The following is a 21,728-nucleotide window of genomic DNA, read 5'->3' on the forward strand; positions in this document are numbered from 1 at the left end:
GTGAATCAATTTGTTTAGCATCACAAACTTTTCAAGGAACAATAACAGATCTATTAAATTCAAAAAAAAATATTATTGGATAACATTTAACATCGTTCTTTTAGAACAAGAAAAGATTATAGAAATATTATTTCTATAATCTTTTCTTGTTCTAAAAGAACGATGTTAAATGTTATTTGTTTAAATATATATATAAATTATATTAATTTTATATTGATTCTATCATTGGAATATTTCTGCCATGATATATTTCTCTCATTTCTTTCCATAACAAGTCAACAATATAAGAACGTTCTTCTTTTGATAAATCTTTTACACTAGTATTAAATAGATAATTCTGTAAATGAAACTCTCTTAACAACATTCGAGTATGAAAAATATTTTCTTGGTATATATTTACATCAAGCATATCATACATAGATTTAATATTATTAGACATGAAGTTTTGAATAGAGTTGATTTTATGATCAATAAAATGTTTTACTCCATCAATATCTCTAGTAAAGCCTCTGACACGATATTCAATTGTTACAATATCTGATTCTAATTGGTTTATAAGATAATTTAGCGCATTCAGAGGAGATATGATTCCACAAGTTGAAACTTCAATATCTGCTCGAAAAGTACAAATTCCACTTTGAGGATGACTCTCTGGATATGTATGAACACAAATATGACTTTTATCTAGATGAGCTAAAACAGAAGATGAAATAATATTATTATTTTTTTTTTCAATATTCACTGTATCTAAATTTATTGGTTCCTCACATACTAATATAGTTACACTAGCGCCTTGTGGATCATAATCTTGATGAAATATATTTAGCACATTAGCACCAATAATTGAACATGTTTTTTTTAATATTTTTGTTAATCGAATAGCATTATATTGTTCATCAATATATGCAATATAGCTATTTCTTGAATTATTAGTATTTGCATAACAAATATCATAGATACAAAAACTTAGGCTTTTAGTTAAATTATTAAAGCCATATAATTTTAGTTTTTGCAATTTAATTACTCTCCTATGAAAGGATTTCTAACTTTTATCTAACGTATTAATTATATATTGAGGTAAAGAAAAACTGCTTATATGTATGTGAGGGTTATAGTAGTTAAAAATTAATTTTGTTTTTTTTATACGAGATTTTAACTTTTCGAGATTAGTTAAACGTAATTCTATATTATCAGAGCCCCATGCAAACATCATTGTTCCTCCATAATACGTAGGAATTGCTGCTTGATAAAAACTAGCATCGTAAAAATATTTTTTTAAATTTTTATAAGTTGAAACAATTTCATTTTTTTGAAAAAAAGAAACGCCATTTTGTGCTACAAAAATTCCATTTTTTTTAAGATTTTTTTTACAATTTAAATAAAACTCCGAAATAAACAAACTTTTTCCAGGTCCAATTGGATCTGTAGAATCAGATATAATCAAATCAAATTTTTTATTTGTTTTTTTTACAAAATTTAATCCATTATCAATAATTAGTTCTAAACGAGGATCTTCATATGCATTATTACTATGAGTGGGAAAATATTTTTTACATAAATTAATAATACTAATATCAATTTCTACCATAGTAATATTATTAATGTTTTTATGTTTACATACTTCTCTTAATATACCTCCATCACCTCCACCTACTATTAAGACATCTTTGATTAATCCATGAGAAAATATAGGTACATGACTTAACATTTCATGATATATAAATTCATCTTTTTCTGTAGTTTGAACTATATTGTCTATAGTCATTATTCTACCCATAACTGAATTATCAAATATTTTAATATCATGATATTTGTTTTTTTGTTGATATAATATTTTATCAATTAAAAAATATTGTCCAAGATGACAATGAAGTGTTTCATGCCATATTTTTTTATTAATCATGGTATTTTTTTTACCCTTAAATATATTAATAATAAATTATTTAGTAATTGATTGTAAGTGCAGTGAAATAATAGAGTTTATTTTTAGATTTTTTTAAAGAAGGATAATGATTTTTTATTAAGTATTTTAAAATAGTTTATAATCAATTAGTATTTAAAAATACTTTAATTTAGTAAAGATTATCAAAAATATTAGGATAATGCTATTATTTATTCAATAGATTTATAAAATTTTGTATATTCCAGTATTAGTTTCACCAAACTAGCAGATTGTGATGATGCAATTGATATATTTTTTTTAAAATTTAATGTGGCTTGTTTATCAGATAAATCAGATATTGATTTTATAACAATCAATGGAATATGAAATTGATAACACACTTGTGCTATTGCTGTGGACTCCATTTCTACTGCAATTGCAGAAGAGAATTGAAATTTTAATTTATTAATTAAATTTTCTCCTCTAATAAATGAATCTCCAGTAAGAAGAAGTCCTGTATTAAATTGATATTTAAATTTCATAGCAATTTCTATAACAATATGATATAGATTTTTATTGATTTTAAATTTTTTTGGATATTGAGGTATTTGTCCTCTAGAATATCCAAAATTTATTAAATTTACATCATAGTAACATAACTCATTAGGAATAATAATATCTCCTATTTGTAGTTTCGGGTATAAGCTACCTGCCGAACCGCTATTAATAATAATATTAGGTTTAAATAAATTAATAAGAATCATAGATGCAATACTAGCTGAAACTTTTCCAATACCAGACCTTATTAAAAAAATATTATTTTTTTTAAATGTTCCTATATAAATTTTAAATTGCCCGATATTTTTTATTTGTTTACAATTTATAATTTTTTTAAACATTTTAACTTCTTGATCTAAAGCACCAATAATTCCAATATTTATATTCATATTGATTAATTTTAACTGTTTTAATTGTTTTAAATATTAAATGATGAACCACATCCACATGTATTTTTTGCATTTGGATTATATACTATAAATTTAGATCCTTCTAAATTTTCTACATAATCTATTTTCCCACCTTTTAAATATTGCAAACTAATAGGATCAATAATCAGACAAATATTTTCTTGATTAATTAACATATCGTTTTTATTTATATTTTCATCAAAAGTAAATTGATATTGAAATCCACTACATCCACCACCAAGAATATATATTCTGAATTTAAGATTTTTATTTTTTTTAATTAAAATAAAACTTTTTATTTTTTTAATAGCAGTTTTTGTTAGTTGAATATGATTATTAATAATGTTTTTCACTTTAAATATATTCTCAAAATATTTAGATATTATTGAAAATAAGATATGATATCTTATCATGGAATAAATAATTTAAAAAAATGAATATCGATTAATTATTAGTAATTAATTGATTCCTTGCGCCGATAGATTGTTTTTTTTATTGGCGCAGGTTATAATTGTATAATAAAAAATATAAAAATTAATAAGACTTAGTTATATCTTATAGTTAAAATTTTTAATTAAAAAAATTAATCAGATTTTTTTCGAAGAAATGCGGGAATATCCAAATATTCTGGTTCTTTACGTTTTGCATGTTCTGTTTCTTTAATTTCATTCTTTATATTTTTTTTATCTAATGTTGAAGATGACATATTTAAATATTGATAACGATAATCTATTAATTTTTCTTTGGAAGCTTTATTTTTAATTTGATTAATATCTGAGTATTTTTCCATACCAATTCCAGTTGCTACTACTGTTACTCGAAGCGTATCATTCATATCAGGGTCTAAAGAAGTTCCGATTACAACTGTTGCATTGTCTGAAGCAAAAGATCTAATAGTATTTCCTACAGTTTCAAATTCATCTAACTTTAAATCAAAGCCAGCAGTAATATTAACTAACACACCACGAGCTCCTGATAAATCTATATCTTCTAATAAAGGACTAGATATTGCTATTTCTGCAGCTTCTTCAGCACGGTTTTCTCCAGAAGATATTCCTGTTCCCATCATTGCATATCCCATTTCTACCATAACAGTTCGAACATCAGCAAAATCTACATTCATAAGACCAGGTCTTGTAATTAGTTCCGCAATACCTTGTACAGCTCCTTTTAATACGTTATTTGCAGCACCAAAAGCATCTAATAAGGAAATACCTCGACTGAGTACTTTAAGTAATTTATCATTTGGTATTGTAATTAAAGAATCTACATACTTTGATAACTCAATAACACCTTGATCAGCTACAATCATTCTTTTTTTACCTTCAAAATTAAAAGGTTTTGTTACTACAGCTACAGTTAAAATACCTAATTCTTTTGCGATTTCTGCTACTACTGGTGCAGCACCAGTTCCAGTTCCACCTCCCATACCGGCAGCTATGAAAACCATATCAGAACCATCTAATGCAGATTTTAATAGTTCTTTGTCTTCTTCTGCTGAATTTCGTCCAATTTCTGGATTTGCACCAGCTCCTAGACCTTTAGTAATATTATTTCCTATTTGAATAGTTTGACCTACTTCTATTTTTCTTAAAGCTTGGGCATCAGTATTAATGGCAAAAAATTCAACACCTTCAATACGCTCTCTGACCATGTATTCTACTGCATTACCACCACCTCCACCAACACCAACTACTTTAATTATTGCATTATTACTTAATTCTACAGGTTCAAACATAATTTAATTCCATTATCTATCTTAAATTTTAGAGATGTTTAAAATTGATTTAAAACTCTTTTTTAAACCAGTTATTAATTTGTTTAAACCATTTTTCAATAAAAGAACTTTCTTTGTTTATATTTTTAGATTGTAAGTAAAATTCTTTTCCATAGTGTAACAAGCCCACTACTGTTGAATAATGTGGTTCAGTTATATTTTCTATTAATCCTGAAATATTTATAGGTTTAGCAATTCGAATTTTATTTTGAAAAATTTTTTCTGCATATTTACTTAGCAATGAAATAGTTGAAGCGCCTCCTGTTAATACTATACCACTTGATAATTGATATTTCTTGCCTTCTTTATAAAGTTTATTTTGTATATAAATAATTCTATGATTAATTAGAGTTAACAGTTCATTATATCTTGATTCAATTACTTCTGAAACGGTATCTAATTGTATATTTTTAAATAAATTTTGATATTTTTCAGATAATTCAGCATCAATTGATGATTCTACAGGCTTTTTTAATGAAGAACTATAATTCATTTTTATGATTTCTGAATCAGAATAAGAAGTACTAAATGCATATGAAATATCTTTAGTTACAATATTTCCTGCATATGGAATTACTTGACTATCTTGTATAAATCCATCAATATATGTAGTAAAATCTATTGTTCCTCCTCCTATATCAATCATACATACACCTAATTTACACTCTTCTTCAGTTAATACGGCTTTACTAGATGCAAGACCAGAAAAAATCAATTGATCAACTTTTATATTACATGTTTCTACTGCTTTAATAATATTTTTAGCTATATTTTCATAACAAGTAATCAAATGAACTCTGACTTGCATTCTTGTTCCTGATAAACCTATCGGGTTTTTTATTCCAGACTGTTGATCTATTGAATATTCTTGTGGAATAACATGTAGTATATGATGTTCATTTGGAATCTTAACTGATTTTGCAGTATGTATGACATTTTCTATATCTTCTTTTGTGACTTCATCTTCAGAAATAGGTACTATTCCAATTTCATTTTGACAATTAATATATTTACTAGATAAAGATAAATATACAGAAGTAATATTACAATTAGCCATAATTTCAGCTTGATAAATAGATTCTTGTATACATGAGACAACAGTATCTAAATTATCGATTCTACCTTTATCTATTCCTTTTGATTTACATATTCCAATTCCAATTATTTTTATTGTACTATCTATTAAAATTTCACCTACTAAAGTAACTACTTTAGTTGTTCCTACTTCCAGTCCTACTACCAATTTTTTATTTGTTGAAATAATCATTATTTCTTAGCCTGTACTATATTTTTTCAATTATTACTTTTATTATAAATTAGGATTTATGATATTTTATATTCTAATTGTTTGATATCAACAATGTTTTTAAAATTGTTTATTTAGACAGAAATAAGTTTTTAAATATCTAATTTTTTTTAAAATTTTTTTATATCATATTTCATAATATTTATTAAAAAAAAGTAAATTTATTAAAAAAGTAAATTTATTAAAATATAGAAATCTTATTAAATAACATATTTATGTTGATTATGTTTCATGAGTAATAAAATATGTTTTTTTGAATAAATTTATTTAGTAATGATAAATGTTTGATTTTACAATATTTTCATATTTAAAGTATATTTTAAATAATAATATGAATAATTTTTTATTAAATAGTTGGTATAATAGTTTTATTTAAAATTTTTAGTACTAATTCATCAAATGATATACCTATGGCATTTGCAGATATTGGAAGTAAACTACGATGTGTCATACCGGGAATAGTATTTATTTCTAGTAACCAAAATTTATTATTATTATCTAATATTACATCAATTCTACCACATCCATTACATCCTAATATATTCCAAGCCTTTTTTGCTATTTTGTTTAATTTTTTTTCTTGCTCTAAATTTAATCCACTTGGACATAAATATTTCGTAGAAGATAATTGATATTTTGAAGAATAATCATAAAAATTATTGTTTGTGATAATTTGAATGGAAGGTAATATTTTTTGATCAAGAATTGAAATGGTATATTCTTTTCCTGTTATAAATTTTTCTAATAAAATAGTGTCACTATAATTAAATGCTATATTAATTGCATTTTTTAGTTGATCTTTTGAATCAACTACTTTTATTCCTATACTTGATCCTTGATTATTGGGTTTTACTAAAAGAGGATACTCTAATTTGAAAAATTTTTTTATTGAGAAAAAATCTAAATTATTTAAAATATCTTCTTTTTGGAGATATATATCTGGTAATACAGGAAGACCATTAGCTGCCCATAATAATTTAGTTTTTTTCTTATCTAAAGCAATAGAAGATGCCATAATTCCACTACCAGTATAAGGAATATTTAAATATTCTAATACCCCTTGAATGCTACCATCCTCTCCTCCTTTTCCATGAAGCGCAATATATGCAGTATTAAAATTTTGTTTTTTTAATTGCATAACAGGAAAATCACGTGTATCAAATGGATATGCATTAATACCAGATCGAATTAAACTTTTTAACACTGCATATCCTGATGCAATTGATATTTTTCTTTCTGTAGAATTTCCACCTAATAATACTGCTACTTTTTTTTTCATATTATCACTTTTTTTTTTGAATAAAAATTTTATTAGCTATTTTTTCTATATTTCCAGCACCTTGTATTAAAATAATATCATTTCCATTCAAATAGCGAACAATAGAATTTAATATTAGTTTATAATTTTTAATTAAAACTATATTTATATTTTGTGTTTTTTTTATATCATTATATAGTGATTTACTGTCTGCTCCAGCAATAATATTTTCATGTGCAGAATACACATTTAATATTAATAGTGTATCGACTTGAGATAAAATTTTAACAAAATCGTTATATAAATTATATGTTCTTGTATATCGATGAGGTTGAAATATCATTATTAAATTTTTTTCAGGCCAACTAGTTCTTATTGTTTTAATATTTTCAGATAATTCAGTAGGATGATGACCATAGTCATCTATTAATATAATATTTTTTTTTAAAATACTGTTTGTTTTTATTGAGATCGTTCCAAGATATTCAAATCTTCTACACGTACCTTGAAAATTTTTTAATGATTGAATAATATTCTGATTAGATATTTTTTGATTTGTTGCTACTGCTACTGCAGCTGCTGCATTTAAAGCATTATGTTTTCCAGGTATTTTTAAAACAACTTCTAAATTAGATTGATTTTTTCGAACTAAAGTAAAATTTGAAATAAAATTATTTTGTTTATAATAAGAAATATGAATTTCAGCAGTTTTATTAAATCCATATGTAATAATTTTACATTTTATTTTTGGAATTATATCTTGTATAGCAGGATTGTCTATGCATAATATAACAGTACCATCTGATGGAATTATATTTATAAATTTTAAAAATGATTTTTTTAGCAAATTAAAATCATTATTATAATAATTCATATGATCAGATTCAATATTAGTTACAATAATAATTTTTGGAGTTAAACAAAGAAATGAACCATCACTTTCATCTGCTTCGGCAATAAGATAATCAGAATATCCTAGTTTAGAATAAGAGTTAATTGATTTTATTAAACCACCATTAATAATGGTAGGATCTAACTTATTTTCATTAAATATATCAAAAATCATTGCAGTAGTAGTTGTTTTTCCATGTGTTCCAGAAACAGCTATTCCAAATTTATATTGCATTAATATTTGTAACATTTCTGCTCTTAATAATATAGGAATATTTTTTTTTTTGCTTCTATAATTTCTGGATTAGATGATGAAATAGCACTAGATATAATAATTAAATCAATATTTTCAATGTTTTTCTTAGAATGTTGAAAATAAATAATTGCTCCTAATTCTATTAGTTTTTGTGTAATTGCAGTTTTTGATATATCTGAACCACTAATTTTATATCCTAATTGTAATAAAATTAAAGCAATACCATTCATTCCAGAACCTCCAATACCTATGAAATGAATTTTATTGAATAATCTATTTTTAAAGAAATTATTTTTTTTTATATTTATTATGTTCATTTTTATATTTTTAATTGTTTAAGATCTATTTTTGAGAAATATTATTAATTATTTTAAAAATTTTCATTGTAGAGTTTCTAACTCTAAGAGAAAATGCTTTTTTTGCCATTATAAGTAATTTTTCTCTATCTAAAGAGTTCAATATTTTTAATATCGATTTTATATTAAATTGAGATTGATCAATAATTTTCGCAGCACCATTATTTTCCAAATCTTGTGCATTTAATAATTGTTGTTGATCTTTATGTGGATATGGTATAAATATTGCCCCGAGCCCTACAGTGGTGATTTCACTTACAGTTAATGCACCAGAACGAGATATAACTACATCAGCCCATGTGTATGCAGCAGCCATATCTTCAATAAAACAATGAATTATATGTTGATATAATCCATATTTTTGATATTTTTTTTTTGTTTTTTCTAGTTCATTTTTTCCTACTTGATGCCAAATAATAACTTTTGATTTTAAAAAGAGTGATATTTTAGGTAAAATACTATTAAAAATAGATGCACCTTGACTTCCTCCAATAATTAGTATCCTTAAAGGGCCAGATCTATTTTTAAAACGATAAATAGGAGATGGAATTCTTATAATATCTTCACGAATTGGATTTCCTACAACTTCAGCGTTTGGTAAAGAACCTTGAAAAGCTTGCATATTTTTTGTTGATATTTTAGAAAGTAATCGATTTGTAATGCCTGGAATTTTATTTTGTTCATGTAAAACAAAAGGAATTTTTGAAGTCCATGCTGCTAATCCTCCAGGACCAGATACATACCCCCCCATACCTAGTATAATATTTGGCAAATAACTATTTATAATTTTTTTTATTTTGAAATATGATTTTAATATATGTATTGGTGAAGAAATTAAGGTTTTTAAATTAGCATTTCTTAATCCATTAATATGAATGAAATGAATTTTAATGTTATATTTAGGAACAATATCAGATTCTATTTTGTCTTTTGTTCCTATCCAATTTACATTCCATCCATTTTTAATTAAATAATTTGCTATAGTGATAGCTGGAAACACATGTCCACCACTACCACCCGCTATAATTATAATTTTTTTAGAACTCATTTAATTTTCCTTAGGTAAGGCTTGATTTTCACTTAACCGTAATTCAAAATCAATTCTTAATAAAATACAAATTGCTATTAAGTTAATGATTAAACTTGAACCTCCATAACTAATTAATGGTAAAGTTAACCCTTTAGTTGGCAAGATCCCGGTAACAGCTCCAATATTAATTAATGTTTGAAAACTAAACCATAAACCAATAGAGCAAGCTAAAAAACCTGAAAAAATTTGTTTTTTTTCTAAAGATTTTTGTCCAATATACATAGCTCGAAAAGAAATAATAAAAATAGTTAATAATATTAAAAAACAACCTATATATCCTAATTCTTCCCCTATAATAGAAAATATAAAATCACTATGTGCTTCTGGTAAATAATTTAGTTTTTGTATTGAATTTCCTAAACCTTGTCCAAAAAAATGACCTCTTCCTAAAGCTATTAATGATTGCGTTAATTGATATCCATTACCAAATGGATCTTTCCAAGGATTCCAAAAAGATAATATTCTATTGATACGATATGGTTTAGTTAATATTAAGAATATTACTACTAATAATACTAATAAAATAATTGAAAAAAATTGTTTTATTTTTGCGCCAGAAAGAAATAAAATTGATAAAGTAGTAAGAAACAAAACAACAACTGTTCCTAAGTCAGGTTCTGCTAATAAAAGAATTGATTGAATAGCGATAATGCTCATGGGTTTAAAAAATCCCCAAAACTTATTATGTACTTCTTTAATTTTTCTTGAAAGGTAATTAGATATATAAAGAAAAGAAGAAATTTTGCATATTTCAGCAGGTTGTATATGTAATACTCCTATACTTATCCATCTATAAGACCCATGAACTGATTTTCCTATCAATAGTACAAAAATAAGCAATAAAGTTGAAAATATTAGTATAATATTGCTATTTTCTTTCCAAAAAACAACAGGTATTCGTAAAAAAACAAAAGACAATAAAAATATTAAAATAAAATAAAATATTTCTCTTTTTGCAAAAAAAAAGGGATCTTTATACAAGCTTTGTCCTATAGGTATAGATGTAGATATTACCATTATTAATCCGGTAATACATAAAGCTAAAGTTAACCATACTAGTAGTCTATCGTATAATATAATTTGTTTTTTTTTACTTTTTTTTATTTTTTTTTTAAGAACATTAACTTATTTCCTTTGATAATGTTATAAAAAGATCACCTCTTTCTTCAAAATTCTTAAATTGATCTTTACTACTACATCCTGGAGACAATAGGACTATATCGCCTGATACTACTTCTTTAGAGATTAAAGTCATAGCATTTTTTAAATCTTGAATATAAATGGATTTTTTTTGACATATTTTTGATATATTTATACCATCTTTTCCAAAACAATAAATTTTTATTTTTAATGTTTCTAAATATTTTTTTAAAATGCTAAAATCAGCAGATTTTTTATCTCCCCCTAATAATAATCTTATTGTTCCTTGAGTATTTATATTTTCTAGAGCTGCTTTCGTACTATTAACATTGGTAGATTTTGAATCATTAATCCAAGATATATTATTATGTTTATGTATTAATTGAAATCGATGTGGTAAATTTAAAAATCTACTAAGTTCTTTTTTAACTTCATTACGAGGAAAATTCATAGCATCTGAAATTGCTAATGATACTAAAGCATTTTCATAGTTTTGATATCCATATAGTGATGTTTTGGACGTATTAAGTATTTTTTCTTTTTTACAACATAAAAAAGTATTACCTTCAATATTATTAAGATAATAATCGCTATCTTTTGTTCCAAAAGTAATATATTTTTTATTTTTATTTTTAAAAAAAATTTTTTTTTCTCGTGAATTTACTAAGCATATTTCTGAATTCTTGTAAACAGATAATTTCATTTTTTTATACTGTTTAAATCCTTTCGGATATCTATCTAAATGATCTTCATTAATATTAAGTACTACAGCTATTTTTGATTTTAAGCTAAATATATTTTCTAATTGAAAACTAGATAATTCTAGTATATATAGATCAGCGTTCTTTTCTAACATTTCTAATGCTGGAAATCCAATATTTCCTCCTAAATAAACTTTATATCCTGATTTTTTTGCAATTTTTTTTACCATTGTAGCTACAGTGCTTTTTCCATTAGTTCCTGTAATAGAAATAATTGGAGATTTTGCTTCTCTAGCAAACAATTCAATATCACTAATTATTTCAATACCTAATATTCGAGCTTCTATTAAAATTGGTTTAAAAGAAGATATTCCAGGACTAATAATAATTAAATCTGATTCTAAAATCCATGTTTTTTCTAAACTTCCTAATTTATATTGAATAATTTTAGGAATTTTATTTAAATAATCAGGTTTTTTAGCTTCATCAATTATTTTAGGAATTGCACCTCTTTTTAAAAAAAAATTAATACAAGATATACCAGTTAAACCTATACCTAAAATTAATATTTTTTTCTTTGAATACTTATATACCATTATGTATCCTTAAAGATAACATGCCTATTAATAATAATATAAAAGATATTATCCAAAATCTAATAGTAATCAAAGGTTCTGATAATCCTTTTATTTCGTAATGATGATGAATTGGAGCCATTTTAAATATTCTTTTTTTTCTAATTTTAAAGTAGAGAATTTGTAATATTACAGATAGAGTTTCAAAAACAAAAACACCACCCATTATTAGCAATAATAATTCTTGATGTAATAATAGAGATATTATTCCTAATGCACCACCTAATGATAAAGATCCAACATCTCCCATAAATATTTGAGCTGGATAAGTATTGAACCATAAAAATCCTAATCCAGAACCAATAATTGCTCCGCATAATACACTTAACTCATTTGATTGTTCTGAATAAGAAACATTTATATAATTACATAAATTAATATCAGAACTAAAAAAAGCAATTAAACCAAATCCAAATGATATAAGAATTATTGGCATAATAGCTAATCCATCTAATCCATCTGTTAAATTTACTCCATTGCTTGTACCTACAATAACAAAATAAGATAAAAATATATAAAAATAATTTATCTTTAAAGGTATTGAAGTGTAGAAAGGAATTATTAGTTCAATAGAAGCACTATTTTCTTTTTTAGAATAGATGAGGTAAATAATTAATATAGCAATTATTGATAACCAAAAAAATTTATATAATATTTTTAATCCCGTTGAATTATTAAATTTAATTTTTTTATAATCATCTAATAACCCAATTAAACCATATCCTAATATAATAGCAAGAACATACCAGATATATGTATTATTTAAATTACAGTAAAGAAGAGTAGATAAGCATATTGAAATAATAATAAATACTCCACCCATAGTAGGAGTATTATTTTTATTTAAATGTCCAATAGGTCCATCAGTTCTTATAATCTGAAATTTTTGTAATTTTTTAAAACAAGATATGATATATGGTCCAATAAACAAATTTATAAAAAAAGATGTTAATAAACTAAAAAGTATTCGGAAAGAAATAAAAGTAAATATTTTAAAATTTAAGTATTTATTAATTAAGAATATCATTTTTTTTATACTCTTTTATTAAATATTCTGTGATTTTTTCCATTTTCATATGACGTGAACCTTTGATCAAAATTGTACTTTTATTCTGTTTTAAAATCGTTTCTTTTAATTTTTTATTTAATATATGTTTATTTTTTTCTGAAAAATGTTTTCCATTTTTACATATTTTAAAAATTTCATGACTATATTTTCCAAAACTAAAAATATGATTAATATTTGATATATTAGCAATATTTCCTATAATTTTATGGTATAAAATACTTTTTTCACCTAATTCTGCCATATCTCCTATAACTAATATTTTATAACCTGGCATTTTTTCTAAAATTTTAATCGCTATAATCATAGAAGCAACGTTTGAGTTATACGTATCGTTGATTAAAATTGTATTTTTACTTAATTTAATAGGTTCTAATCGTCCTGGTATAATAGGAGCTTCTAATAATCCAACTTGAATTTGTTTTAGTGGTATATGAACAGCAAATGAAAGAGCACTAGCAGCTAAGGCATTAGATATACTTTGATAACCTAGATAGGGTAATACAATATTTATTGTACCAGATGGTGTATGCATAGTAAAACATGTTTGATTTGCATGAATTTTAATGTTAGTAGCAAAAAAATCACTTTCTTTTTTTTTTTAATAGAAAAATAAAATATTTTTTTATTTTTAATTTTTTTTGTCCATTGTGAAAGATGATGACTATCTAAATTAATAATAACTGTACCTTTATTTTTTAAATAAGATAGTATTTCTGATTTTTCTTTTGATATTCCTAATAATGATTTAAATCCTTCTAAATGTGAATAATAAATATTATTTATTAATGCGATATTTGGTTGGGTAATTTTTGAAATATAATCAATTTCACCTGGATTGTTAGTTCCTAATTCAACTACTGCATATTTATCTGTTTTTTTTAATTTTAATAAAGTAATAGGAACACCTATATGATTATTTTGATTATTAATAGTATATATTATATTATGTTTTTTTTTGAGTATAGAAGCAGTCATTTCTTTTACTGAAGTTTTTCCACAAGATCCAGTAATAGCTAATATTTTTGGATTGATTATATTACGAAGACAAGCGGCAATTTGTCCTAAAGCAATAGTGGTGTCTTCAACTATAATATAAGAAATACAAGATATTATTTTTCTATTAGTGATAATTGCCGAACATCCTTTTTTGATAGCTTCTTTGATAAAAAAATGTGCATCAAATTGTTTACCTTTTAATGCAATGAATAAAGTATTTGGTATTATTTCTTTAGTATTTATGCTAATATTATTGATTATAATATTTTTACCAAATAATAAACCATTTGTAATATTCGCAATCTTTTTCAACGACATAGGAATCATGTTGTTTTTTCCAATAAATGTGATACTATTTCCTGATCTGAATGGTAAATATATTGATCTCCAATTATTTGATAGTTTTCATGTCCTTTACCAGCAATAAAAATTATATCATTAATATTTGATTGAAAAAAAACATAAGAAATAGCTTTTTTTCTATTTGGAATAATTATTATTTTTTCTTTATTTAAACATCCATTCAGAATATCTTTGATAATTTTATTTTGGTTTTCATTTCTTGGATTATCATTAGTGATAACGATTTTATCTGCTATACTTTCTGCAATTCTCCCCATTATAGGACGTTTTTTTTTATCTCTATCTCCTCCACATCCAAATATACACCATATTTTTTTTTGTGAATATTGTAATTTAATAGCATTTAATGATTGTTCTAACGCATCAGGAGTATGAGCATAATCTATAATACAAATTGGCTGTCTAATAAAATCAAATTTTTGCATTCTTCCATATATTGGGGCAAGTTGAATAGATGTTTTAATAAGGTCGGATAATTTATGATTCATTTCTAACATACATGCCAGCGCTAATAATAAATTTTCTATATTAAATTTTCCTATTAAAAAAGTAGATAAAATTCCATTGCCCCAACTAGATTCAAATTTTACATCAGTTTTTTCATTATAAATTTTAATATAAATAGCATTTATCCATTTTTTGGAATATTTTTTTTGTTTATGGTCTTGAATTGTAACTGCAATTGTGTATTTATTAGAAAAATTTTTTAACCAATTTTTTGCATATTTATCATTAGCATTTAATATTATTTTTTTAACTTGATGATCCGTAAAAAGTGAACGTTTAGCTAATTCATATTGTTTCATATTTTCGTGATAATCTAAATGGTCTTGTGTTAAATTAGTAAAGATTGCAGCATGAAAAAAAACATTTTTAACACGATTTTGAACTAAACCATGGGAAGAAACTTCTATAGTAACTAATTTAACTTTATTTGATACTGAATGTAAAAATGATTGTATATCGACAGCTGATGAAGTTGTATTATTTGTAGGTTTTAATGATTTATAAAGCCCATTTCCAAGAGTTCCCATTGTTGCAATTTTTTTCCCTAATAATTCACTCCATTGGTTAATTAGTTGTGTGACTGTGGTTTTTCCATTTGTTCCAGTAATTCCAATTACTTTTATTTTTTTGCTTGGTTTGTTATAAAATCTTTCAGCTAACTTTGAAAGGTTTTCAGATAGTTGAAAAAAAGATATTATAGGAGTGTTATTAATATAATGTATTTCTCCATGTTCTTTTTTTTTCTTTGTTTCAGATAATACTGCTACTACTTTTTTAGAGATTGCTTCAAAAATAAAATCATGTCCATCTTTTTTTTCACCTTTTATAGCGATAAAAATATCTTTAGATTTTAATTTTCTACTATCTAGTACTATATTATTGATATTTTTTTTTGGAAGATTTTTAATCCAAGGTAATAAAAAATATTTTAAGTTATTTTGTTTCATTAAATTTTATTTAAATTTATTACTATGATTTTATAAGTTATCTGGTTGAATTTTCATTTTTTTTAGCACTAATGTCATTATCTTGCTAAAAATTGGAGCAGAAACTGCCCCTCCATAATATGCATTTCCTTTGGGGTTATCAATTACAATTATTAAAGAAAATTTTGGGTTTCTAGCAGGAGCAACACCTGCAGTATAAGCTATATATTTTTTAATATAATATCCATGAGTACCGACTTTTTTCGCTGTTCCTGTTTTAATAGCAATTCGATATTTTTTTACGTCTGATTGATTTTCACTTGTACTTGGTTGAACAGTTTTTTCCATCATATTAAGTACTTTTTTGACATATTTTTGAGGAAATATTCTTTTTTCGTATAATGGATGATTGATTTTAACAATAGAAAGTGGTCTATAAATTCCATAACTTCCAATAGTTGTATATAATCTAGCTAATTGAAGTGGTGTTACCATTAGTCCATATCCGAAAGAAAAAGTTGCTTTTTCTAAATTTGATAATACTTTCTTTTTAGGTAAAAATCCTTTTTGTTCTCCGATTAATCCTAAGTTAGTTGGTTGACCTAATCCAAATTTTAAATATGTATTAATTAGATCTTTACTCTCCATAGAAAGTGCAATTTTTGATACTCCAACATTGCTAGATTTTTGTAATATTCCTTTAATATTTAATGCTTCATGATATGAAACGTCTTTAATTTGATGTTTTTTAATAAAAAAAGGTTTTGTATTTATTATTGAATTTTGTTTAATAAGTCCTTGTTTTAAGGCTTCCATAATAACTATAGGTTTAACGGTAGAACCTGGTTCAAAAACATCTGTAATAGCTCTATTCCGAAAATTTTTTGAAACTATATATTGTTTTTCATTTGGATTATATGCAGGGCTAGTAGCCATTGACAATATTTCTCCAGTTTTAATATCAATTAAAACAGCAATTCCAAAATCTGCTTTATTTTTATTTACACCTTCAGATAATTGTTGATAAGTGATAGTTTGAAGTTCTTTATTAATACTTAATATTAAATTTTTAGAACTAGATTTTTTAATTAAAGATTCATTTTCAACTACATGACCTTGGTTATCTTTTCTTATTTTTCTTTTACCTGGTTTACCCGTTAAGTAGTTATTAAAACTTTTTTCAACACCTTCAATTCCTTCATCATCTATATTATTAAATCCAATAAGTTGTGCAGCAATTTTACCAGAAGGATAATAACGTTTTGCTTCTTCTGTTAAATAAATACCAGGTAGTTTTAGAGCTTTAATATATTCACCAAGTTCAGGCGCAATTTGACGTGCTAAATAAATAAATTTTAAATTTTTATCAAAATTGACATGAAAAATAATTTTCTTTAATGGAATTGAAAGAATATTAGATAATGCTTGCCATCTTATATTATTTTCAATATCTATATCATTTTGATGTATCATACTAGGATCTATAAAAACTGCATTTACTGGAACAGTAACAGCTAATGGGTATCCAAGACGATCATTAATAATTCCTCTAGTATTTATGACAGGTTGTATTCTTAACGTTCTACGATCTCCTTCATATGATAGTTTTTTAGAATCAATAACTTGAAGAAATATTATACGTAATGTTAAGATAATCAAAAATGAAAAAACAATAATACATAATGCTATAAAACGCCAGTTTATATAAATTGTTTTTCTTGTTTTTTTTTCTTTAAATAATTTTATTTTTTTTTTGGTATGCATTTTATAATTATCTTGTTTTTCTCGATTTTTAAAAAAAATTAATGTAATTTATATTTTATTAAAATAGTTATTAATTTAAAATAATTAAATATTTAAATTAATCAATTGGAGGCATAGCAAGCGTATTTTTTTCAATAATTAAGTTTCTCCATTCATCATTTTTTTTTTTTTCTATACGTAATTTTTCTTCTTGAGCAATTAACATTCGGGTTTTATAGACTATAATTACGATAGAGTTAGCAGATAATATTATTGCAAATAATAAAATCAAATGTATTTTCCCAAATAAAATGAAATCATTTTTAATAATATTTGGTAGATCATAATGTTGTTTCTTATTCATATTTTTTTAATTCTGCTGTACGTAGTATAGAACTCCGAGATCTAGAATTTTTTTGGATTTCTTCATCAGTTGGAAATAACCGATTTATAATTTTTAATTTACATAATTTAAGTTTTTCTATTTCTTTTTCTGTTATAGGCATTCCATATGGAATTTGTGCTTTCATACTATGTTTTATCATAAATTTTTTAATTATTCTATCTTCTAATGAATGAAAACTAATTACAGTAATACGTCCTCCTGGTTTTAATATTGTTAATACGTCTTCTAATGCATTTTTTATTTCTTCTAATTCTTGATTAATATAAATTCTAATTGCTTGAAAAGTTCGTCTAGCTGGATGTTTAAATATATTTTTGATTGGTATTGCTTTTTTTATAACATTTACTAATTCTAAAGTTTCTTTTATTTTTTTTTTTCTATTGTAATCTTTTATTGCATATGCAATTTTTTTTGCAAAACGTTCTTCTCCAAATGTTTTTAAAACAAAAATAATTTTTTTAATATCGCTTTTAAAAATCCAATCTGAAGCTGTAATTCCACAAGTTTGATTCATTCTCATATCTAGAGGTCCATTTCGTTTAAATGAAAAACCTCTTTTATAATCTTCTATTTGTAATGAAGATACTCCCAAATCAAATAATATTCCGTCTACCTTTCCAATAATTTTTTTAGATTTAGCATAATTTAAAATTTTTGAAAAGTTATCATGAGTTATACAAAAACGTTTGTCTTTAATTTTTTTTCCTATTAGTACAGAATTTAAATCTTTATCAATTGCATATAATTTTCCATCTTTACCTAATTTTTTTAGAATTTCAATAGAATGCCCACCCATTCCAAATGTACTATCGATATAAATACCATTTTTTTGAATTTTCAAGGAGTCAATTAATTCTTTTGTCATTACAGGAATGTGTTTTATGTTTTGATTCATATTGGAATTTTTATGATATAAATGAAAAAGAAACATGGTCATCTATATTTTAAAATGGCCATGTTTAATAAATAATAAAATTTTTTAAATATATTTTTAGTTTTTATTTTAAAAGCGTTTATAAATATATTCTATTTAATTTATCCCCGAGAAATTCCTACTATTCCAGAACGAGTCATCTCAATAATTTCAGATATATTTCTAATTATTTTAAGAAAAGAATCTAATTTTTTTGTAGTTCCTGAAAGTTGTAATACATATGTTGTAGATGTAATATCTACAATTTGTCCTCGAAAAACTTCAGTAATATGTTTAATATCATTTTTACAATTATTTGTTTGTACTTTTAATAACATAATTTCACGTTCTATATGAGATATTTGTTCAATTTTAATAACTCTTAGGACATCAATTAATTTATGTAGTTGTTTTTCAATTTGTTCAATCGATTTTTCATTTCCTACTGTTTGTATAGTCATTTTTGACAAAGAAGGATCTTCTGTAGGTGCAACTGTAACTGTTTCTATGTTGTAGCCTCTTTGTGCAAAGAGACCTATTACACGTGATAATGCACCTGATTCATTTTCTAAGAGAATAGATAAAATTCTTCGCATATTTTTTATTAGGAAACCTCTTTTTTCCTTAACCACATTTCATTCATACCTCCTCCTTGAATTTGCATAGGATAAACGTGCTCAGAATTGTCTATTTGAATATCTAAAAAAACTAAATTTCCTTCAGATAGTTTTTTTAATGCTAAAATTAATTTTGTTTCTAATTCTTCTGTTTTATTTATACGTAGTCCAATATGTCCATATGATTCTACTAATTTTACAAAATCTGGAAGTGAGTCCATATATGAATGAGAATGTCTTCCAGAATAAATCATATCTTGCCACTGTTTAACCATACCTAAAGAAGAATTATTTAAATTTAGTATTAAAACAGCTAAATTATATTGTTTTGCAGTTGATAATTCTTGGATATTCATTTGAATACTACCATCTCCAGTAATACAAATTACAGTAGCTTTAGGTATTGCTAATTTTACACCTAGTGCTGCAGGCAATCCAAATCCCATAGTACCTAATCCTCCAGAATTAATCCAATGTCTGGGTTTATTAAATTGGTAATATAATGCTGCAAACATTTGATGTTGACCAACATCAGAAGTAATATAGGATTTTCCTTGAGTTAATTTAAAAAGCGTTTGAACAACATTTTGAGGTTTTATTTTTATGCTGTTTCTATTGTATTCTAAACTTTTAGTTTGCTTCCATTCTTTGATAATATTCCACCATTTATCTAAAGAATGAATGTTTTTTTCCTGTTTTATCAGCTCTATTATTTCTTTTAAAATATGTTTAGCATCTCCAACTATTGGAACATCTGCAGAGACAGTTTTAGAAATAGATGTAGGATCGACATCAATATGTAAAATAGTGGCATTTGGGCAGTATTTTTTTAAATTGTTTGTTGTTCGATCATCAAAGCGAACTCCAATAGCAAAAATAACATCCGCATTATGCATTGCCATATTAGCTTCATAGGTTCCATGCATACCCAACATAGAAATACTCTGAGGATGACTTCCTGGAAAAGCTCCTAATCCCATTAGAGATGTTGTAACAGGACAATGAGTTTTTTCTGCAAATTCTAGTAATTCATGATGACTATTTGAGCTAATAACTCCACCTCCTGCGTAAATAACAGGTTTTTTAGCTTTTAATAATATGCTTAGTGCTTTTTTAATTTGTCCTTGATGACCTTTGGTAGTTGGGTTATAAGATCGTATATGTACGTTTTTAGGCCATATGAATTTAGATTTAATTTTTTGTTTTAAAATATCTTTAGGTAAGTCAATAACTACTGGACCAGGACGACCTGTAGATGCTATCCAAAAAGCTTTTTTAAAAACAATAGGTATATCCTCAGTTTTTTTTACTAAAAAACTATGTTTTACTATAGGACGAGAAATACCAATCATATCACATTCTTGAAATGCATCGTATCCAATTAAAGATGATGCTACTTGACCTGAAATTACTATCATTGGAATTGAGTCCATATAAGCTGTAGCAATTCCAGTAATTGCATTTGTAGCACCTGGTCCAGAAGTTACTAATACTACACCTATTTTTCCAGTAGATCTTGCATATCCATCGGCCATATGAGTTGCAGCTTGTTCATGTCTTACTAAAATATGTTCGATTCCACCAACAGTTTTTAGAGCATCATAAATATCTAGTACCGCACCACCAGGATAACCAAATATATGTTGTATTCCCTGATTAATTAATGATCTAATAACCATTTCGGCTCCTGATAACATTTCCATTTTTTCCTCCAGGATGCTATTTTATTAGGTTTATTCCTATGTTTTTTATTTGTAGTTTATCCTGATAGTTCATCTAGATAAAATAAGAACAATATATTAAATAAAATAAAAAAGATTTTAATGTTTATTAGTATTAACTAAATTTTCTTTTATTATTACAAATATATTAAATATTATCAATAAATTGGAATAAATTAAATAATTATATATTTCTATAAAATTTAT

General features: G+C 24.5%; 19 protein-coding genes and 1 pseudogene. All 20 read right to left on the reverse strand.

Going from position 1 to position 21,728, the window contains the following annotated elements; genetic code table 11:
- Positions 1-208: 208 nt before the first annotated feature.
- Positions 209-1,015, reverse strand: coding sequence for an adenosylmethionine decarboxylase (gene speD / locus FQV33_RS00005; protein ID WP_158347457.1), 807 nt, complete (start codon positions 1,013-1,015; stop codon positions 209-211).
- Positions 1,016-1,042: 27 nt separating this feature from the next.
- A complete protein-coding gene (speE, locus tag FQV33_RS00010; RefSeq protein ID WP_158347459.1) occupies positions 1,043-1,903 on the reverse strand; it encodes a polyamine aminopropyltransferase in 861 nt (286 codons plus the stop codon).
- 209 nt (positions 1,904-2,112) lie between these two features.
- Positions 2,113-2,823 carry a 5'-methylthioadenosine/adenosylhomocysteine nucleosidase gene (locus FQV33_RS00015; protein ID WP_158348513.1) on the reverse strand — a complete coding sequence of 237 codons (711 nt, stop codon included), beginning with the start codon at positions 2,821-2,823 and terminating at the stop codon, positions 2,113-2,115.
- A gap of 35 nt (positions 2,824-2,858) precedes the next feature.
- A complete protein-coding gene (erpA, locus tag FQV33_RS00020) occupies positions 2,859-3,203 on the reverse strand; it encodes an iron-sulfur cluster insertion protein ErpA (protein WP_226856626.1) in 345 nt (114 codons plus the stop codon).
- Between the two features lie 230 nt (positions 3,204-3,433).
- Entirely contained in the window at positions 3,434-4,588 is a 1,155-nt protein-coding gene (gene ftsZ, locus FQV33_RS00025; RefSeq protein ID WP_158347463.1) for a cell division protein FtsZ, read from the reverse strand.
- Positions 4,589-4,637: 49 nt separating this feature from the next.
- Complete coding sequence (gene ftsA / locus FQV33_RS00030) at positions 4,638-5,894, reverse strand: cell division protein FtsA (protein ID WP_158347465.1); 1,257 nt, start codon at positions 5,892-5,894, stop codon at positions 4,638-4,640.
- Positions 5,895-6,279: 385 nt separating this feature from the next.
- Positions 6,280-7,212: a D-alanine--D-alanine ligase gene (locus tag FQV33_RS00035; protein ID WP_158347466.1), complete on the reverse strand. Its 933-nt coding sequence runs from the start codon at positions 7,210-7,212 to the stop codon at positions 6,280-6,282.
- A 4-nt stretch (positions 7,213-7,216) separates the two neighbouring features.
- Positions 7,217-8,655, reverse strand: a pseudogene (gene murC / locus FQV33_RS00040) (UDP-N-acetylmuramate--L-alanine ligase).
- Positions 8,656-8,680: 25 nt separating this feature from the next.
- Positions 8,681-9,742 carry an undecaprenyldiphospho-muramoylpentapeptide beta-N-acetylglucosaminyltransferase gene (gene murG / locus FQV33_RS00045; RefSeq protein ID WP_158347468.1) on the reverse strand — a complete coding sequence of 354 codons (1,062 nt, stop codon included), beginning with the start codon at positions 9,740-9,742 and terminating at the stop codon, positions 8,681-8,683.
- Positions 9,743-10,888 carry a cell division protein FtsW gene (ftsW, locus tag FQV33_RS00050; protein ID WP_158347470.1) on the reverse strand — a complete coding sequence of 382 codons (1,146 nt, stop codon included), beginning with the start codon at positions 10,886-10,888 and terminating at the stop codon, positions 9,743-9,745.
- Positions 10,889-10,904: 16 nt separating this feature from the next.
- Positions 10,905-12,221, reverse strand: coding sequence for a UDP-N-acetylmuramoyl-L-alanine--D-glutamate ligase (gene murD / locus FQV33_RS00055; protein ID WP_158347472.1), 1,317 nt, complete (start codon positions 12,219-12,221; stop codon positions 10,905-10,907).
- Positions 12,211-13,287, reverse strand: a complete 1,077-nt coding sequence (gene mraY / locus FQV33_RS00060) for a phospho-N-acetylmuramoyl-pentapeptide-transferase (RefSeq protein ID WP_158347474.1) — start codon at positions 13,285-13,287, stop codon at positions 12,211-12,213. The genes murD and mraY overlap by 11 nt, the downstream gene beginning before the upstream one ends.
- Positions 13,271-13,861, reverse strand: a complete 591-nt coding sequence (locus FQV33_RS03105) for a glutamate ligase domain-containing protein (protein WP_226856627.1) — start codon at positions 13,859-13,861, stop codon at positions 13,271-13,273. The genes mraY and FQV33_RS03105 overlap by 17 nt, the downstream gene beginning before the upstream one ends.
- Complete coding sequence (locus FQV33_RS03110) at positions 13,837-14,652, reverse strand: UDP-N-acetylmuramoyl-tripeptide--D-alanyl-D-alanine ligase (RefSeq protein WP_226856628.1); 816 nt, start codon at positions 14,650-14,652, stop codon at positions 13,837-13,839. The genes FQV33_RS03105 and FQV33_RS03110 overlap by 25 nt, the downstream gene beginning before the upstream one ends.
- Complete coding sequence (murE, locus tag FQV33_RS00070) at positions 14,649-16,142, reverse strand: UDP-N-acetylmuramoyl-L-alanyl-D-glutamate--2,6-diaminopimelate ligase (RefSeq protein ID WP_158347476.1); 1,494 nt, start codon at positions 16,140-16,142, stop codon at positions 14,649-14,651. The genes FQV33_RS03110 and murE overlap by 4 nt, the downstream gene beginning before the upstream one ends.
- A gap of 30 nt (positions 16,143-16,172) precedes the next feature.
- Entirely contained in the window at positions 16,173-17,885 is a 1,713-nt protein-coding gene (gene ftsI / locus FQV33_RS00075) for a peptidoglycan glycosyltransferase FtsI (RefSeq protein WP_158347478.1), read from the reverse strand.
- A 97-nt stretch (positions 17,886-17,982) separates the two neighbouring features.
- The gene (locus tag FQV33_RS00080; protein WP_158347480.1) at positions 17,983-18,228 is read right to left on the reverse strand and encodes a cell division protein FtsL; all 246 of its coding nucleotides are present in this window, start codon (positions 18,226-18,228) and stop codon (positions 17,983-17,985) included.
- On the reverse strand, positions 18,221-19,165 hold the full coding sequence (rsmH, locus tag FQV33_RS00085) for a 16S rRNA (cytosine(1402)-N(4))-methyltransferase RsmH (protein WP_158347482.1): 945 nt from the start codon (positions 19,163-19,165) through the stop codon (positions 18,221-18,223). The genes FQV33_RS00080 and rsmH overlap by 8 nt, the downstream gene beginning before the upstream one ends.
- A 140-nt stretch (positions 19,166-19,305) precedes the next feature.
- A complete protein-coding gene (ilvN, locus tag FQV33_RS00090) occupies positions 19,306-19,779 on the reverse strand; it encodes an acetolactate synthase small subunit (RefSeq protein ID WP_158347484.1) in 474 nt (157 codons plus the stop codon).
- Between the two features lie 8 nt (positions 19,780-19,787).
- A complete protein-coding gene (locus FQV33_RS00095) occupies positions 19,788-21,503 on the reverse strand; it encodes an acetolactate synthase 3 large subunit (RefSeq protein WP_158347486.1) in 1,716 nt (571 codons plus the stop codon).
- Positions 21,504-21,728 lie beyond the last annotated feature (225 nt).

Source organism: Buchnera aphidicola (Aphis fabae), from assembly GCF_009069125.1.
Taxonomy (GTDB): domain Bacteria; phylum Pseudomonadota; class Gammaproteobacteria; order Enterobacterales; family Enterobacteriaceae; genus Buchnera; species Buchnera aphidicola_BB.

Bases quoted from the DNA above. Each gene is read 5' to 3' on its own strand.
- FQV33_RS03110 (WP_226856628.1), bottom strand. From the start codon at position 14,652: ATGATTCCTATGTCGTTGAAAAAGATTGCGAATATTACAAATGGTTTA.
- murG (WP_158347468.1), bottom strand. From the start codon at position 9,742: ATGAGTTCTAAAAAAATTATAATTATAGCGGGTGGTAGTGGTGGACAT.
- ilvN (WP_158347484.1), bottom strand. From the start codon at position 19,779: ATGCGAAGAATTTTATCTATTCTCTTAGAAAATGAATCAGGTGCATTA.
- murD (WP_158347472.1), bottom strand. From the start codon at position 12,221: ATGGTATATAAGTATTCAAAGAAAAAAATATTAATTTTAGGTATAGGT.
- ftsI (WP_158347478.1), bottom strand. From the start codon at position 17,885: ATGCATACCAAAAAAAAAATAAAATTATTTAAAGAAAAAAAAACAAGA.
- FQV33_RS00095 (WP_158347486.1), bottom strand. From the start codon at position 21,503: ATGGAAATGTTATCAGGAGCCGAAATGGTTATTAGATCATTAATTAAT.
- speE (WP_158347459.1), bottom strand. From the start codon at position 1,903: ATGATTAATAAAAAAATATGGCATGAAACACTTCATTGTCATCTTGGA.
- ftsZ (WP_158347463.1), bottom strand. From the start codon at position 4,588: ATGTTTGAACCTGTAGAATTAAGTAATAATGCAATAATTAAAGTAGTT.
- FQV33_RS03105 (WP_226856627.1), bottom strand. From the start codon at position 13,861: ATGCATACACCATCTGGTACAATAAATATTGTATTACCCTATCTAGGT.
- ftsA (WP_158347465.1), bottom strand. From the start codon at position 5,894: ATGATTATTTCAACAAATAAAAAATTGGTAGTAGGACTGGAAGTAGGA.
- FQV33_RS00035 (WP_158347466.1), bottom strand. From the start codon at position 7,212: ATGAAAAAAAAAGTAGCAGTATTATTAGGTGGAAATTCTACAGAAAGA.
- mraY (WP_158347474.1), bottom strand. From the start codon at position 13,287: ATGATATTCTTAATTAATAAATACTTAAATTTTAAAATATTTACTTTT.
- murE (WP_158347476.1), bottom strand. From the start codon at position 16,142: ATGAAACAAAATAACTTAAAATATTTTTTATTACCTTGGATTAAAAAT.
- FQV33_RS00080 (WP_158347480.1), bottom strand. From the start codon at position 18,228: ATGAATAAGAAACAACATTATGATCTACCAAATATTATTAAAAATGAT.
- rsmH (WP_158347482.1), bottom strand. From the start codon at position 19,165: ATGAATCAAAACATAAAACACATTCCTGTAATGACAAAAGAATTAATT.